General features: G+C 69.7%; 9 protein-coding genes. 3 read left to right on the plus strand and 6 right to left on the minus strand.

The window, feature by feature from the left end; all coding sequences use genetic code 11:
• Positions 1–63: 63 nt before the first annotated feature.
• Positions 64–909 carry an S-formylglutathione hydrolase gene (gene fghA, locus VYI76_RS11990; protein ID WP_326524963.1) on the minus strand — a complete coding sequence of 282 codons (846 nt, stop codon included), beginning with the start codon at positions 907–909 and terminating at the stop codon, positions 64–66.
• Between the two features lie 38 nt (positions 910–947).
• Between fghA and VYI76_RS11995 the strand changes: the two genes are divergently transcribed.
• The gene (locus VYI76_RS11995) at positions 948–2192 is read left to right on the plus strand and encodes a putative DNA modification/repair radical SAM protein (protein ID WP_326524964.1); all 1245 of its coding nucleotides are present in this window, start codon (positions 948–950) and stop codon (positions 2190–2192) included.
• Between the two features lie 130 nt (positions 2193–2322).
• Here VYI76_RS11995 and VYI76_RS12000 read toward each other — a convergent pair whose 3' ends face one another.
• The 5 genes from VYI76_RS12000 to VYI76_RS12020 all read right to left on the minus strand — a co-directional run bounded on the left by VYI76_RS12000 (position 2323) and on the right by VYI76_RS12020 (position 8254).
• Positions 2323–3960, minus strand: a complete 1638-nt coding sequence (locus VYI76_RS12000) for an ATP-binding protein (RefSeq protein WP_326525112.1) — start codon at positions 3958–3960, stop codon at positions 2323–2325.
• Between the two features lie 117 nt (positions 3961–4077).
• On the minus strand, positions 4078–4827 hold the full coding sequence (locus VYI76_RS12005) for a TIGR02186 family protein (RefSeq protein ID WP_326525113.1): 750 nt from the start codon (positions 4825–4827) through the stop codon (positions 4078–4080).
• Between the two features lie 5 nt (positions 4828–4832).
• Positions 4833–5747 carry a sulfite exporter TauE/SafE family protein gene (locus tag VYI76_RS12010; protein WP_326524965.1) on the minus strand — a complete coding sequence of 305 codons (915 nt, stop codon included), beginning with the start codon at positions 5745–5747 and terminating at the stop codon, positions 4833–4835.
• A gap of 48 nt (positions 5748–5795) precedes the next feature.
• On the minus strand, positions 5796–6851 hold the full coding sequence (locus tag VYI76_RS12015) for a hypothetical protein (protein WP_326524966.1): 1056 nt from the start codon (positions 6849–6851) through the stop codon (positions 5796–5798).
• On the minus strand, positions 6848–8254 hold the full coding sequence (locus VYI76_RS12020; protein WP_326524967.1) for a glycosyl transferase family protein: 1407 nt from the start codon (positions 8252–8254) through the stop codon (positions 6848–6850). Before VYI76_RS12020 ends, VYI76_RS12015 begins: the two co-directional genes overlap by 4 nt.
• 103 nt (positions 8255–8357) lie before the next feature.
• On the opposite strand from VYI76_RS12020, the gene VYI76_RS12025 reads away from it, so the two are divergent.
• Positions 8358–14126 (plus strand): alpha-2-macroglobulin family protein, encoded by a 5769-nt coding sequence (locus VYI76_RS12025; RefSeq protein WP_443018949.1) that lies wholly within the window; start codon positions 8358–8360, stop codon positions 14124–14126.
• Between the two features lie 115 nt (positions 14127–14241).
• Positions 14242–16335 (plus strand): penicillin-binding protein 1C, encoded by a 2094-nt coding sequence (gene pbpC, locus VYI76_RS12030; protein ID WP_326524969.1) that lies wholly within the window; start codon positions 14242–14244, stop codon positions 16333–16335.
• Positions 16336–16411 lie beyond the last annotated feature (76 nt).

The raw sequence follows: 16411 nt of genomic DNA on the forward strand, positions 1-16411 counted from the left end.
ATTAGCGGCGGCAGATCACGGATTCGCCACGCCGGGCAGCGGGATGCCCGGCGTGGCGCGATCTCAAGCGTTCAATCGCTCCGCATGCCAGGCGACATGATCGGCCATGAAGGTCGAGATGAAATTATAGCTATGATCATAACCCGGCTGCATCCGGAGTGTCAGCCCGATGCCGGCACGGTCGCAGGCGGCGCGTAACAGTTCGGGCTTGAGCTGCTCGGCCAGGAACGAATCCGCCTCTCCCTGATCGACCAGCAGCGCATCGATCCGCGCGCCGTCGTCGATCAGCGCACAGGCGTCGTAGCGGCGCCACGCGGCCTTGTCGTCGTCGCCCAGATAGCCGCCCAGCGCCTTGTGCCCCCACGGGCAGTCGATCGGCGAGGCGATCGGCGCGAAGGCCGACACGCTGCGGAACCGATCCGGATTGCGCAAGCCGATGGTCAGCGCGCCGTGCCCGCCCATCGAATGGCCGAAGATCGACTGGCGCGTCAGGTCGGCGGCCGGGAATTCGGCGGCGATCAGCGCGGGCAGCTCATCCTCGACATAGGATTTCATCCGGAAGTTCGCCGACCAGGGCTCCTGCGTCGCATCGACATAGAAACCCGCGCCCTGCCCGAAATCCCATCCCTCATCGTCGGGAACGCCCTCGCCGCGCGGCGAGGTGTCCGGCGCGATCAGGATCACGCCATCCTTCGCGCAAGCGGCACGATACTCGCCCTTGTCCATCACATTGGCGTGGGTGCAGGTCAGGCCCGAGAGATACCAGAGCACCGGCAGCCGCGCGCCATCCTCATGTGGCGGCACATAGACGGCGAAGGTCATATCGATGCCGGTCACGGCCGAGGCGTGGCGATACACTCCCTGCACGCCCCCGAACGTCTTGCTTTCGCTGACTTTCTCTACCTTCACGCTAGACACCCCACTGACAGGAACGTAAGTGGAACGCGATGACCCAGCTCGACGTCCGGGAAAAGCTCGCGATCCTCGCCGACGCCGCGAAATATGATGCCTCGTGCGCGTCGTCCGGCACCTCTAAACGCACATCGGCGGGTGGCAAGGGCATCGGATCGACCGAGGGGATGGGCATCTGCCACGCCTATGCCCCGGACGGGCGCTGCATCAGCCTGCTCAAGATCCTGCTGACCAACAGCTGCATCTTCGACTGCCATTACTGCATCAACCGCAAGAGCTCGAACGTGCGCCGCGCGCGCTTCACGGCGCAGGAGGTGGTGGCGCTGACCCTCAGCTTCTACCGGCGCAACTATATCGAGGGGCTGTTCCTGTCGTCCGGCATCATCGCCTCATCCAATTATACGATGGAACAGATCGTGGAGGTAGCGCGATCGTTGCGCGAGGATCATGATTTCCGCGGCTATATCCACCTGAAGACGATCCCCGATGCCGATCCCGAACTGATCCACCAGGCCGGGCTCCATGCCGACCGCCTGTCGATCAATGTAGAGTTGCCCACGGTCGGCGGTCTGAAGCGGCTGGCGCCCGAAAAGGATGCCGGCCGGATCGAGGGAGCGATGGACGGCATGAAGGCGGCGATCGTCGATACCGCCGACGCGCGCAGGAAGTACCGCTCCGCCCCCCGCTTCGCCCCCGCCGGCCAATCGACCCAGATGATCGTCGGCGCCGATGCCGCGACCGACCGCGATATCGTCGGCAAGGCGGCGATGCTCTACGATCGCTTTGCCTTGCGCCGCGTCTATTATTCGGCGTTCAGCCCGATTCCGGAGGCGTCGGCGGTGCTGCCGCTCAGGCGCCCGCCGCTGATGCGCGAACATCGCCTGTACCAGTCAGACTGGCTGATGCGCTTCTACGATTACCAGCCGGGCGAGGTTGCCGACGCCGCCGACCCCGCAACAGGCATGCTGCCGCTCGACATCGACCCCAAGCTGGCATGGGCATTGAAGCATCGCGACCGGTTTCCGGTCGACGTCAACCGCGCCCCGCGCGAGATGCTGCTGCGCGTGCCGGGGCTGGGCACCAAGGCGGTCGGATCGATCCTGACCACGCGACGCTGGCGGCGGCTGCGACTGGAGGATGTCGCGCGACTGACCGTGTCGATCGCCAAAATTCGGCCGTTCCTGATCGCCGAGGGCTGGCGCCCGACGCTGATCGACGGCCGCGCCGACCTGAAGCCGCTGGTCGCGTCGAAGCGCGAACAGATGGAATTGTTCGGTTAGGGCCTGATCCAGCCGCCCTGAATCGGGCCCGTTCTTCGGCGGAGGCCGGAGCGCTGGCGATCACGGGCATCGACGGCCAAGGTTCCGGCCTTCACCGGAACACGCTGTTTCAAACCGGTCGGATCAGACCCTAGCGGCCCTGCGCGCGCCAGCGGCGCACGGTGCGCGCGATGATCTGGTCCTCGCCGCCGGTCTCGCGCCACAGCTGGGAGAACAGCGGGTCGCCCGAGGCCGGGCGCTTGTCCTCGACCAGATCGTCGAACAGCACGCGGATCGGCGTCGCGACGCCTTCGCCGCAGACGATGCATTCGCGGTTCCTGAGCGCGGGGATCGAATCGAGGAAACCGCGCGCGCCCTCGGGCATCGCCGCGCGGACATAGGCCTGGTCGCGATCGTTGTTCAGGCGCATCGAGATGATCGTGCCGCACTGCGACAGCACGCCTTCGGCGAGATCGGACGGACGCTGGGTGATGAGACCCAGCGACACGCCGTACTTGCGGCCTTCCTTGGCGATGCGGCTCAGGATCTTGCCGACCGACGACGAGTCGGCGTTGCGTTCGTTCGGGACGTAGCGGTGCGCTTCCTCGCAGACGAGCAGGATCGGGCGCTGCGGTTCGTTGCGCGACCAGATCGCATAGTCGAACACCATCCGGCTGAGCACCGCGACGACGACCGACGTGATCTCGTTCGGCACGCCCGACACGTCGATGATCGAGATCGGCTTGCCATCGGCGGGCAGGCGGAAGATGCGGCCGAGGAACTGCGCCATCGTGTCGGCGACCAGCATGCCGGAGAACATGAAGGTGTAGCGCGGATCGCCCTTCACCTCGTCGATCTTGGTCTTCAGGCGCAGATAGGGCGCGGTGTCACCAGCCCGGTCGAGCTTGCCCATCTCCAGCTGGATCAGATTGACCAGGTCGCTGAGCAGGTACGGGATCGGCGAATCCACCGTCAGCTTCCCGAAATCCTGCGCCAGCCGGTTCTTCATCTTGGCCGCCAGCAGGCATTTGGCCAGCACATCGGCGTCGAACTGACGGTCCGAGCCCGAGGAGGTCAGGAACACCTCGCAATGTTCCTCGAAGTTCATCAGCCAGTACGGCATCTGCAGATTGCCGACGTCGAAGATCGCGCCGGTCGTCTTGAACGCCGCCGAATATTCGCCGTGCGGATCGATCATGACGATGTGGCCCTGCGGCGCGAGCTCGCAGATGCGGTGGAGGATCAGCGCGGCGCTGGTCGACTTGCCGGTGCCGGTCGATCCCAGCAGCGCGAAATGCTTGCCGAGCATCGCGTCGACATACAGCGCGGCGCGGATGTCCTTGGTGGGATAGACGTTGCCGATCTCCACATGCGCGCGATCGTCGGCTGCGTACATCTGCTTGAGGTCGGCGGTAGCGACCGGAAATACCGGGGTGCCGGGAGCCGGAAAGCGGGTGACGCCGCGACGGAAGCGATACAGCTTGCCGGTCAGCTTTTCCTGATCGCCCTCGCCGAGGAAATCGACCTGGGCGACGACCGCGCCGGCATGGGTTTCCGACATCCTGAGCGAGCGGACGTTGGCGACCAGCCAGGTCGCGCCGACGCGCATCTTGATCTGGCTGCCGACCTGGCCGGATGAGGCGACGGTCGGATCGGGATCACCGGCGATCGCATCGAGACAAGCCAGTTCGAGCAGCACGGTGCTCGACGATCCCGAGACTTCGAACACCGCGCCGATGCCCGCCGCCGCGGGCGCGGGGGATGCCCCACCGCCGCTTCCGGCCGGCATAGCGGCGTCGAAACCGCGTCGATCCAGTGCTTCCGCCATCTTCAGGCCCCTCGTTTGACGGACCGGTCTGGCCGATGAGCCCTTAAGATTGCGTTTGCCTTGCTTGCTCGCGCAGGGTCAGAAACGGCGCGCGATCGCGCCCGCGCCCCATCCGAACGCCACCGACAGCGCAACCGCGACGAGGCCGTAGGCGAAGGACGAGCGCTCCGCCGCACGCGCCACGAACCGTTCGAAGCCGGACTTGCGGATATCGATATCGCGCACCGCCGCGGCCAGCACGCGCCCGTCCTGGATCAGGAAGGTCTCCGCCGTGAAGCGCCCGACCGGCACGCGCGCGGGAATGGCGAGCCGCGCGCGATAGAGGACGCCGTCGGTGATCTCGACCGCGCCCGCGTCCTCGTAATAGAGTCCGTTGCGCTTGCGGAGATCGACCAGTCCGGCATCGAACCGGGCCTGATCGTCGGCCACGGCGCCACTCGCTGGCGAAAGCTGGAGGCTGGGCAGCCCCAGTTCGTAGATCGCCCTGGTGCGTTCATCGACGATATCGGCGATCGGCCGCGACGAGGCGATCGCGTAGAAGCCCGGCGCCGAGCGATAGCGCATGCGTTCGGCATTGACCCAGATGCCGGCGACCTTTTCCTTCTCTCGCACCAGGATCGATTCGGCGGGGCCCTTGACGACCACCACCACGTCGGTGCGCCGGTCGGTGTCGGGCGCGGCCCCGCGCGGATACAGAATCGCGCCGAACAGCAGCAGGTCCGCGCCGGTGAAGGAATAGGCGATCTCGATATCGCGCTGCGACACGTCGGGCACCAGCACGGGCTTGGCCGCGCCGATCAGCAGCGGGGCGACGAGCAGGGCGAGCATCGCCCTCACGACGCCTCCACCGTGAATATCTCGTCGGGGCGCCACGCCAGCCCCAGCAGCATGCGCACCGCGACCAGCAGCACGACGATGGCGAGCGCGAGCCGCAGATATTCGGGCTTCATCCGCTGTGCTAACCGCGCGCCCACCTGTGCGCCGGCGACCGAGCCGATCAGCAACAGGCCGGCGAGCACGATGTCGACCGCCTTGGTGGTCAGCGCGTGCGTCATCGTCGCGGCGGCGGTGACGAACAGGATCTGGAACAGCGACGTGCCGACGACCACCTGGGTGGACATGCCGAGCAGGAACAGCATCGCGGGCACCAGGATGAAGCCGCCGCCGACGCCGAGCAGCACCGTCAGCACGCCGACCGCGAAGCCCAGCAGCAACGGCGCCAGCGGCGAGATGTAGAGGCCCGACGCATAGAAGCGCCAGCGCAGCGGGAGCGCGGCGACGAGCGGGTGGTGCCGACGCTTGCTGGCCTTGGGCGGGCGCCCCGCGCGCATCGCCCCGATCGATTGCAGCGCCTCGCGCAGCATCAGCGTGCCGATCGACCCCAGCAGAACGACGTAGAGCACCGCGATGACCGTATCGATCTGCCCGCTCTTCTGCAGCACCCGGAACAGCCCGGCCCCGGCGACCGATCCGATCACCCCACCGGCGACCAGCACCATCCCCATCCTGATATCGACGCCGCCGCGGCGCAGGTGCGCGGACACCCCCGACACGCTCGCACCGGTCACCTGGCTGGCGGCCGAGGCGGCGGCGACGGTCGGCGGGATGCCGTAGAAGATCAGCAGCGGCGTCGTCAGAAATCCGCCGCCGACACCGAACATGCCGCTGAGCAGCCCCACCCCGCCGCCGAGCAGGATGATGACGAGCGCGTTCACCGACAGGTTGGCGATCGGCAGGTAGATATCCACGGCCGCTGCCGATAGCGGCTTTGGCGGCGATGTGCGACCGCTGTCGGGCTAAAAATCGCTGCCAAGGGTAAGCGCCGGCCCCGATCCCGGGCGCGCGCCGCCACCGACGCGCTGGCGCCAGTCGACCGCCAGCCGCATCGTCCGCCCCGCCACCGGCAGCCGGGCGCCGACGCTGGGTCCGATATCGAGCCGGGCGACTCCGCGCTGCGCCCCGCCCCACACGCCGCCGCCCGCGTCGATCGCGATGTCTCCGAACCGCGCGACCGGACGGGCGACGCGGGCGCTGCCATCGACGTAACGCTCGATCCCGTCGCGCAGGATCGCGCCGGCCTGCCCATAGCCCTCCAGCCGGAGCCCGGCGGGGAGCGGCAGTTCCGACACGCCGCCGCTGATGCCGAGCGCCGGCCCGCCCCGGCCACCGTCGAGCGCAAGGCGCTGTTCGGCGACCAGCCGGATCGGCACGGCGGCGGGTCGCCACGCGACCCCGACCGACAGTTCGCGCCCTGCTCCTGCCGCGGGAGCCGCGATGCGCGCGGTGGCGGCGACGCCTCCGCGCAGGGCGTAATCGACCCGCACGCCGCCCTGTGTCCCGCCGAGCTGCGGCGCGAGCGCGGACGCGCCGAGCCCGGTGCCGCCGCGCGCGATTATCCAGCTGCTGACCGAGAAGCGGGACGGCGCGCGCGAATGGAGCGCAGGCGCGATCACGATGGAAGGCCGAGCAGCGGCCGCAGGCGCGGGAATGTCGAGCGACGGCGTCATCGCCAGTAGCGCGAGTTGCACCGGCGCCGCGCCGGGTGGGATAGCGCCCGCCGGTTCCGCCACCGACCGGATATTCGGCAGCGCTCCCGCCGGGCGGACGCGAGCCAGCATCGCCGGGACGGCCCGATACTCACCGCCGTTCGCGGGACGGGCGGACAACGCCGGTGCAACCTCCGGCCGCGCGATCGGGACGGCGGCGATCGCCGCGATCGGCAGCGGCATCACCTCGCGCACCGCCTCCGGCAGCGACCCGGTCGCCTGCCAGACGATCGCCACCCGGATCGCCACCCAGCCGCCGGCAACCGCGCCCAGGAACCACAGCGGCCGGCCGCTTTCCACGATCATGGCGGGGTGGCCGGCCTGGGAAACTGATGCGCGGTCTTGTCCCATCGCGCCGGGGCGCCGCGCAGCATCGCGACGTAGCGGAACAGCGCCCGGCGCGCCGCGATCATCGCCACGATGTTGCCGACCATCATGCGCGGGATCGACAGCCATGCCTCCGTCGCGCCGTAGCGCCGCGCGACGAAGGCGGCGCGAAACACGAGTCGCCACAGCAGGAAGAAACCGTTGATCGCCAGGATCACCGCCAGCCACCCCTCGATCGCGGGCGGCCGACCGAGCATCCTTCCCGCCAGCCACAGCAGCAGCGAGGCATAGGCGGCGGCGAGCACCAGCATGGCGAGCGGGGCGCGCCGGTCGCGCATCCGCATCCACAGCTCGCCGATCCCCGCGCGATGCCCCCAGCCGGTGCGATCCCAGCCGGCGAGCGCGATGCCCAGCATCCAGCGCGTCTTCTGGCGAACCGCCGTGTCGAGCGCGGCCGGAAAATAGGCATGGACGCCCACCGGCCGCGCACCCGGCCGTTCCGCGATCTCAGCAAGGGCGGTGCGGCCACCCATCGCGGCAATGGTCAGGCCAAGCTCGTAATCCTCGGTGAGGCTTGCCGGATCGAACGGCGTCCCCCCGCGCCCCCTGGCGATGCGATCGAGCATCGTCCGCGATACCGCGCAGCCGACGCCGGCCAGCGGCAGGCTGGCGCCGATCGTGCTCCTGACCGCCAGAGTCTTGCCGTGCGCCTCGGCGAACTCGTCCAGATAGGTGCCGCCGACCATGTGTGCGCCCGGGCGCGGCAGCGGAAGGACCGGAAGCTGCGCGGCATCGGCGGTCCGCAGGTGATGGGCGAGGACGATCAGTTCGCCTTCGTGAACGACGTCTTCCGCATCATGGAGCAGGATCGCCTCGAAGCGCACGCCAAGCAAAACCTCCTCCCGCTGCATCGCGCGCCACAGGCCGTTCAGGCAATCGGCCTTGGTGGTCGGCCCGGCGCGGTCACCGACGATCAGGCGGACGCGCGCATCGCGTTGGGCGACCTGCGCCACCGCATCGATCGTCGCCGGATCGTTGGGATAGGTTCCGACGAAAACCGCGAGGTCCGGCGCACCGAGACGTGCGCCGAGGGTCGACAGCATCGGACCGATCACGTCCGCCTCGTCCCACGCCGGCACGAAGATCGCGAACCGCATGTCGGCCGGCGGCAGATCGCCCAGCGACAGCCGCGTCTGGCCGCGACGGCGGGCCTGGATACGGCGCCACAGATAGATGCAATCGACCAGCAGTTCGTCGACCCCGCCGATCAGCAGCCCGACCGCGGCGAACAGCATCAGTTCATGCGTGGCCCCGGCAAGCAGCCCGGCCGGCGATATCCAGTCCAGATCGATTGCCCCCGATTCGGATCGCGCATCATCCATATCGGATCGGAGCTCGGCAAGTCCCGGCAATCGCGGCCGAAATCGCGTGCTGGACTTGCCCGCGGCGGCGCTCCACCTTCGCGGCGAAATTCGTGCCTGGGGAATGCCTGTGAAGCTCGCCGCCCGTCTTGCGCTGCTCGCCGCCGCTCTGCTGCCGTTCGCCGCGCATGGCGATGCCTCGCCCAAGGTCACGCTGGCGACGCCCGGCGTCGGTAATGGCGCGATCGAACGGTTTACCCTGCGCTTCTCCGCGCCGATGGTGCCGCTCGGCGATCCGCGCGCCGCCGCGCCTGCCAAGGTGACCTGCCCGGTCGGCGGCGAGGGCCGCTGGGTCGATCCATCGACCTGGGTCTATGATTTCGCCACCGGCCTGCCGGGCGGGGCCAGTTGCCGGTTCGAGCTGAACGAGACGCTGAAGAGCAGCGCCGGCTATGCGGTGTCCGGCACGCGCGGTTTCACTGTCGATGCCGGAGGCCCGGTGGCGCGCGCGGTGATGGCGGGCACCGACGGATCGAGCGAGATCGAGGAGGACCAAGTCTTCCTGGTCGCCGCTAACATGCCGGCCAGCCGCCAGTCGGTGGGCGCAAACGCCTATTGCGCGGTCGATGGCCTGGGCGAGAAGGTGCCGGTCGAGGTGCTCGATGCCGACGTGCCGGGCAAGCTTTTGTCCGAACTGGGCAGCGACAACTGGCCGGTGCGCAGCTTCCTCGAGAATGCCGGGCTCGCGGCCGATCTGCCGGAAAAGGCGGAAGACAGGGCGCGGGCGCTGGCGAGCGTGGTCGCACTGAAATGTCGCCGTCCGTTGCCGCCCGGCCGCGACATCGCGCTGGTATGGGGCGCGAACATCGCCGGCGCCGGCGGCCGCACGGCGGGCACCGACCAGCGGTTCGACTATAGCGTGCGCAAGCCCTTCACCGCACGCTTCGAATGTAGCCGCGTCAACCCGCAGGCCGGGTGCAGCCCGGTACAGGAAGCGTGGGTCCGCTTCACCGCGCCGATCCCGCGTGAGGCCGCAGCAGCGATCCGCATCGAGACGGCCGGGGGCCAGGTGCTGAAGGCCGGCTTCACCGACGACGACAAGTCGAAGGTGATGGTCAGCGACATCCGTTTCACCGCGCCGCTGCCGGAGGCGACCCCGGCGAAGCTGATCCTGCCCGATGCGATCAAGGACGAGAGCGGCCGCGCGCTGTCCAATGCCGAACGTTTCCCGCTCGACCTGCGGTTCGACGCCGCGCCGCCGCTGGTGAAGTTCGCCGCCCCCTTCGGCATCCTCGAAGCGAAGGAAGGCGGCGTGCTGCCGCTGACCGTCCGCGCGGTCGAGCCTCAACTCGCCGGGCGCACCACGTCGGTCTCCGGCCAGAGCCTGCGGGTCGATGCGTCGGACGGCGAGATCGCAAAGTGGCTGCGCACGATCGACGACGCCGACGATTACGACGTCGACGAGAAAGAGGTGAATGGCGAGACGATCCGCACCAACAATACCGGATCGCGCGCCATCCTGCCCGCCGGAAAGGGCGCGCCGCTAAGCATCGACCTGCCCGGCAAGGGCAAGCAGTTCGAAGTGGTCGGCGTGCCGCTGGAGAAGCCCGGCTTCTACGTCGTCGAGCTAGCCTCGCCGACGCTCGGCCGCGCGCTGCTCGGCCGCGACGCGCCGCGCTATGTCGCGGCCGGCGCGCTCGTCACCAACATGAGCGTGCACTTCAAATGGGGGCGCGAGGGCTCGCTCGCCTGGGTGACCGCGCTCGACACCGGCAAGCCGGTGGGCGGCGCCGACGTGCGGGTGACCGACAGCTGCACCGGCGCGCTGCTGGCGCGCGGCACCACCGACGCGAGCGGCCGGCTGGCGGTGTCGAAGGGACTGCCCGAGCCCGAGACCTGGGGCAGCTGCGAGAAGCCGGGCGACACGCCCGGACCGCACCCGCTGATGATCTCGGCCCGCAAGGCCGGCGACTTCGCCTTCGACCTGACGAGCTGGGGCGAGGGCATCCGCCCGTTCGACTTCGACCTGCCCTATGGCTGGGAGAGCAAGACCGAGATCGTCCACACCATCTTCGATCGCGCGCTCGCCCGCGCCGGCGAGACGGTGAACATGAAGCATATCGTGCGGCGCCCCGTTGCCGGCGGATTCGCGATCAGCCCCGCCTTCACCGGCACGCTGAAGCTGTCGCACCGCGGATCCGACACGGTGTTCGACCTGCCGCTGAGGATCGACGCCAGCGGCACCGGCGAAACCAGCTGGACCGCGCCGCAGGGCGCACCGATGGGCGATTACGACCTGCGCATCGTGACGGGCACGGGCGCGGACGAGAAGACCATCTACACCGACCAGTCGATCAAGCTCGACGAATACCGCCTGCCGACGATGAAGGCGACGGTGACCGGGCCGAAGGAAGCCGCGGTCAAGCCCAAGACGCTGCCGCTCGACCTGTTCGTCGGCTACCTGTCGGGCGGGGGCGCGTCGAACCTGCCGGTGGACCTGCGCATCGGATATTTCCCGCGCAGTTCCACGCCCAGAAACTGGGACGCCTACACCTTCGGCGGCGATGCCGTGGCGGAAGGCGTGAAGCCGATGAACGGCAATGGAGAGGAAGAGGTCGCCCCGCTGCCCCCCACGCAATCGCTGCCGGTGACGCTGGGCGGCGACGGCGGTGGCCGATCGACCATCGAGGTGCCGGCGATCGACGCCAATACCCAGATGCTGGTCGAAATGGATTATCAGGACGCCAATGGCGAAGTGCTGACCGCCTCGCGCAGCGTGCCGCTCTGGGCCTCCGCAGTGCAGCTCGGGGTCAAGGGCGACGGCTGGCTGATGAAACAGGACGATCTGCGCCTGAAATTCGTCGCGCTCGACACCGACGGCAAGCCGATCAAGGGGCAGAAGGTCTCGGTCGCGCTCTACAGCCGCGAGATCCTGACCGCGCGGCGGCGGCTGATCGGCGGCTTCTATGCCTACGACAATCGCATGAAGACGACGAAGCTCGGCGCGCGTTGTTCGGCCAGCACCGACGCGCTGGGCCTCGCCGAATGCCAGCTCGATCCCGGCGTGTCGGGCGAGGTCTATGCCGTCGCCACTACCGAGGACGTCGACGGCAATGTCGCCCGCGCGGTGAAATCGGTGTGGCTTGCCGGCGACGACGACTGGTGGTTCGGCGGCGACAACGGCGACCGGATGGACCTGGTCGCCGAACAGCAGGAGTACAAGGCCGGCGAGGCCGCGCGCTTCCAGGTGCGAATGCCGTTCCGGTCGGCCACCGCGCTGGTGACCGTGGAGCGCGAAGGCGTCATCTCAAGCTTCGTCACCGAACTGTCGGGCAAGGATCCCGTCGTCGAGGTGCCGATGCCCGGCGCCTATGCCCCCGATGTGTTCGTCAGCGTTCTGGTGGTGCGCGGGCGCGTCGGCGGGTGGCGGCTGTGGCTTGCCGACCTCGCGCGCAATTGGGGCCTGCCGTGGCTGAACCGCGAGGGCGCGGCGCCGACCGCAACGGTCGATCTCGCCAAGCCCGCCTATCGGATCGGCATGGCGCACGTGAAGGTCGGCTGGGAAACGCACCGCCTCAATGTGGCGATGAAGGCCGATCGCGAGCGATACGCCGCACGCGAGACCGCCAACATCGCGCTCGCCGTGCAGACGCCCGACGGCAAGCCCGCCGCGTCGGCCGATGTCGCCTTCGTCGCCGTGGACGAGGCGCTGCTGCAACTCGCGCCCAATGAATCGTGGAAGCTGCTCGACGCGATGATGGGCGAACGGCGCTCGGCCGTGCTTACATCGACCGCGCAGATGCAGATCGTCGGCAAGCGCCATTACGGCCGCAAGACCGCCGCGCCCGGCGGCGGCGGTGGCGGCGACCTCTCCGGCCTCAACCGCGAGAACTTCCAGCCGGTGCTGCTGTGGCGCGGCAAGGTGCCGCTCGATGCGCAGGGTCGCGCGACCGTGCCGGTCCAGCTCAACGACGCGCTGTCGTCGTTCCGCATGGTCGCGATCGCCACCGCCGGCCCGGCCATGTTCGGCACCGGCGAGACGAGCCTGCGCACCTCGCAGGACCTGCAGCTGTTCGCCGGCGTCCCCCCGCTGGTCCGCACCGGCGACTGGTATGCCGCCGGCTTCACGCTGCGCAATGGCAGCGATCGGCCGATGACGGTGACGGCGAACGTCGAGGTCACCCCGCGCGTTGCGCAGGGGCGTCCGCTGACCGTGACGATCCCGGCCGGCGGCGCGATGCCGATCGCGTGGAACCTGACCGCGCCGGGCCAGCAGGGGCAACTCCGCTGGAAGGTGACGGCACGATCGAGCGACGGCAAGGCGGTCGATGTGCTGACGGCCGTGCAGGACGTCGCGCCCGCCGTCCCGGTCGAGACATGGGCGGCGGTGCTGACCCGCGTCGGCGATGCCACGACCGTGCCGATCCAGCGGCCCGCCGGTGCGCTGCCCGGCTATGGCAGCGTCGATATCGCGCTGGCCGACACGCTCGCGCCGCCGCTCGCCGGGGTGCGGGACTATATGGCGGCCTATCCCTACGGCTGTTTCGAACAGCGGCTGTCGCGCGCGGTCGCGTTGGGCGATGCCGGCATGTGGCAGACCCTGGCCGGCGAAATGCCGGCGCACGTCGATGAGACCGGCCTGCTGCGGTATTTCCCCAGCGGATCGCTGCGCGGGTCGGAGGCGCTGACATCCTATGTCCTGTCGGTCACCAGCGAGGCTGGCCTGCCGCTGCCCGAGGGTCCGCGCGGCCGCATGATCGAGGCGCTGAAGGCGGTGCTCGACGGTCGCCTGCGCCACGAGGATTACGGCGACGTGCGGTTGCAGAAGATCGCCGCCTTCGCCGCGCTGGCCCGCGCCGGGGCCGCACAGCCGGGAATGCTCGGCCAACTCGGCATCGCGCCGAACGAGATGCCGACCGCCAGCCTCGCCGACTATCTGGTCGCGCTGGGCAAGGTGCCCGGCATCGCCAATGCGCCGGCATTGCGCCAGCAGGCGGAAGGCGTGCTGCGTACCCGCCTGGCCTATGAAGGTACGCGGCTGGACCTGACCGACAGCGCGAATGCATCCTGGTGGCTGATGTCGTCCGCCGATGAGGCGGCGATCAAGGCCGTGATCGCCGTCACCGGGCGGCCCGGCTGGGAGGACGATGCGCCACGCATGATGGCGGGCGCGGGCTTCCGGCAGGCGCGCGGCCATTGGGACACGACCACCGCCAACGCCTGGGGCACGATCGCCGCGCGGCGCTTCGGCGAGGTCTATCCGGCCAGCGCGATCGCCGGGATCACCACCGCGTCGCTGGGGCCGGCCAGCCGGACGGCGAACTGGCCGCTTGCACCGCAATCGCGCCTGTTGTCGCTGCCCCTGCCCGCTGCCCAGACGCCGCTCAGGCTGGCGCAGGCTGGCGGTGCGGGACCGTGGGCAACGGTATTGGTCCGCGCCGCCGTGCCGCTCAGCCAGCCGCTCGCGGCGGGATATCGCATGACCAAGCGGGTCGAGGCGGTGCAGGCCAAGACGAAAGGCGTCTACACGCGCGGCGACGTGCTGCGCGTGACGATCGACGTCGAGGCGGCCGCAGAGCGTAACTGGGTGGTGGTCAGCGATCCGCTGCCCGCGGGCGCCACGGTGATCGGCGGCATGGCGAACCAGTCGCAACTGCTGGCCGACCAGGCGACCGAGGGCGACGGCGTGCAGCCGAGCTATATCGAGCGCGGGCGTGACGCGTGGCGAGCCTATTTCGCCTGGGTGCCGCGTGGGCGCTTCACCGTCAGCTACGTCGTGCGGCTGAACGGCGCGGGCCGGCTGCAACTGCCGCCCAGCCGGGTCGAGGCGATGTATTCACCCGCGATCCGCGCGGCGGTGCCCAATGCGACGATGGTGGTGGCGCAGCGGTGACGAGTTCCGTGACCGTTCGCCCTGAGCCTGTCGAAGGGCTGCCCTTTTCTTCGTGCCGCAGGCCTCGCGGCTAGGAAGAAAGGCAGTGCTTCGAGAGGTTCAGGGCAAACGGGGGATGTGGGTAGCGCTCGGCGCGATCCTGACGGTGGCGCTACTCGCCGCCTTCGCTGACTGGATCACCCGCCCGCCGCCGCTGCCCGGTTACGCCGCCGTACGCGAAGCGTGGAAGCCATCGGAGGCCTGGCTCTACGATCGTCACGGTCGGCTGATCGACAGCGCCCGCGTCGATTTCGCCCGCCGCCGCCTCGCCTGGACGCCGCTCGATGACATCGCCCGGCCGGTGCGCGACACACTGGTCGTCGCCGAGGACCGCCGTTTCGAGAACCATTCGGGCGTCGATACGCTCGCGCTGGCCGGGTCGCTGCGCGATCGCGTCCGGGGCCAGCGCGCGCGCGGCGCCAGCACGCTGACGATGCAGCTCGCCGGCTATCTGGCGCCGTCGCTCGCCGCGCCAGGCGCGCGCGGCCCCCTCGACAAGCTGCGCCAGATGCGCGCCGCCTGGGCGCTGGAGCGCGCATGGTCAAAGGACGAGATACTGGAAGGCTATCTGAACCTCGCCGGCTTTCGCGGCGAGGCGCAGGGGATCGGCGCCGCCGCGCTCGGGCTGTTCGGCAAGACGCCCGCCGCGCTTTCCGCCGACGATGCCGCGCTGCTCGTCGCGCTGCTGCCAAATCCGCAGGCACGGGCGGATCAGGTCGCGCGGCGTGCCTGCCGGCTGGCACGGGCGGAGGCCTGTTCGCGTTTCGCCGGTGCCGCCGCGTCGATGCTTGGCCCGACGCGCAGCCTCGCGCTCGACCCCGGCCTCGCCCCGCATCTCTCCGCCCGTATGCTGACCACGCCCGGCCTGCGCGTGACCTCGACGCTCGATGCCCGTATCCAGCGCCTTGCCGCGACCGCGCTCGCCCGCCAGCTGATCGGGCTGGGCGGCACCCGCGCACGCGATGGCGCGGTGGTGGTGATCGACAACGCCAGCGGCGATGTGCTCGCCTATGTCGGCGGCGTCGGCGGTGCGTCGACCGCGCCTCAGGTCGACGGGGCCAATTCCTATCGCCAAGCCGGATCGACGCTGAAGCCGTTCCTTTATGCTCAAGCGATCGAGCGCGGCTATCTGACCCCCGCCTCGATCCTCGACGATTCGCCGGTCCAGCTCGACACCGCGTCGGGCCTGTACGTGCCGCAGAACTACGACCGCGCGTTCAAGGGGCCGGTGTCGGCGCGCACCGCGCTGGCGGGCTCGCTCAACGTGCCGGCGGTGCGGACCTTGCTGCTCACCGGGGTGGACGCGTTCCGTGACCGGTTGTGGGACACCGGCTATCGCGGCCTCGTCGAGGACGGGCAATATTACGGGTTCAGCCTGGCGCTGGGATCGGCCGAGGTGACGCTGCTGGAACAGGCCGCCGCCTATCGCGCGCTGGCGAACGGCGGGCGATGGTCGCCGCTGCGGCTGAGCGCCGATGCGCCGCGCGAAGCGTCGCGCAAGGTCACCAGCCCGCAGGCGGCATGGCTGGTCGGCGACATGCTCGCCGACCCCGCCGCCCGCGCCGCCAGCTTCGGGCTCGATTCGGCGCTGCGCCTCCCCTTCTGGGCGGCGGTGAAGACCGGCACGTCCAAGGGCATGCGCGACAATTGGTGCGTCGGCTACACCCCGCGCTTCACCGTCGCGGTGTGGGTCGGCAATCTGGAGGGCGATCCGATGCGCGCGGTATCGGGCACCAGCGGCGCGGCGCCCGTGTGGCGCGACGTGATGCTGGCGCTGGGCGACGGCGGCACGCCGGCCCGGCCAGAAGGGATCGAGACCCGCCCGATCAGCTTCGCCGGCGCGATCGAGCAGCCGCGCCGCGAATATTTCCTGGCCGGCACGGGGCAGGCGGTGCTGACCGCCGCGCCACCAGCCGCGCGCCGCCCGCGCATCACCAGCCCTGTCTCCGGCAGCGTCTACGCGCTCGATCCGGACATCCCGCCCGCCCGCCAGCGTCTGGCGATCGGCGTGTCGGGGGAGGTCGCCGGGCATCGGTTGTGGCTCGACCGTCGCGATCTGGGCGCCGCCGATGCCGGGCCGCTGATACTCGCCGGGCCGGGGCCACATCTGATCCGGCTGACCGATCCGGCGGGGCGGACGATCGACCAGGTCCGCTTCACCATGCGCTGATCGGGGGCGCTGATCGACCGGGCCTGACACAAATGTAACGCCCGCGCGAACCATTTCCGGGTTCGTGCGTTGCGCG

It is taken from the genome of Sphingomonas sp. (assembly GCF_035910975.1).
GTDB lineage: Bacteria > Pseudomonadota > Alphaproteobacteria > Sphingomonadales > Sphingomonadaceae > Sphingomonas.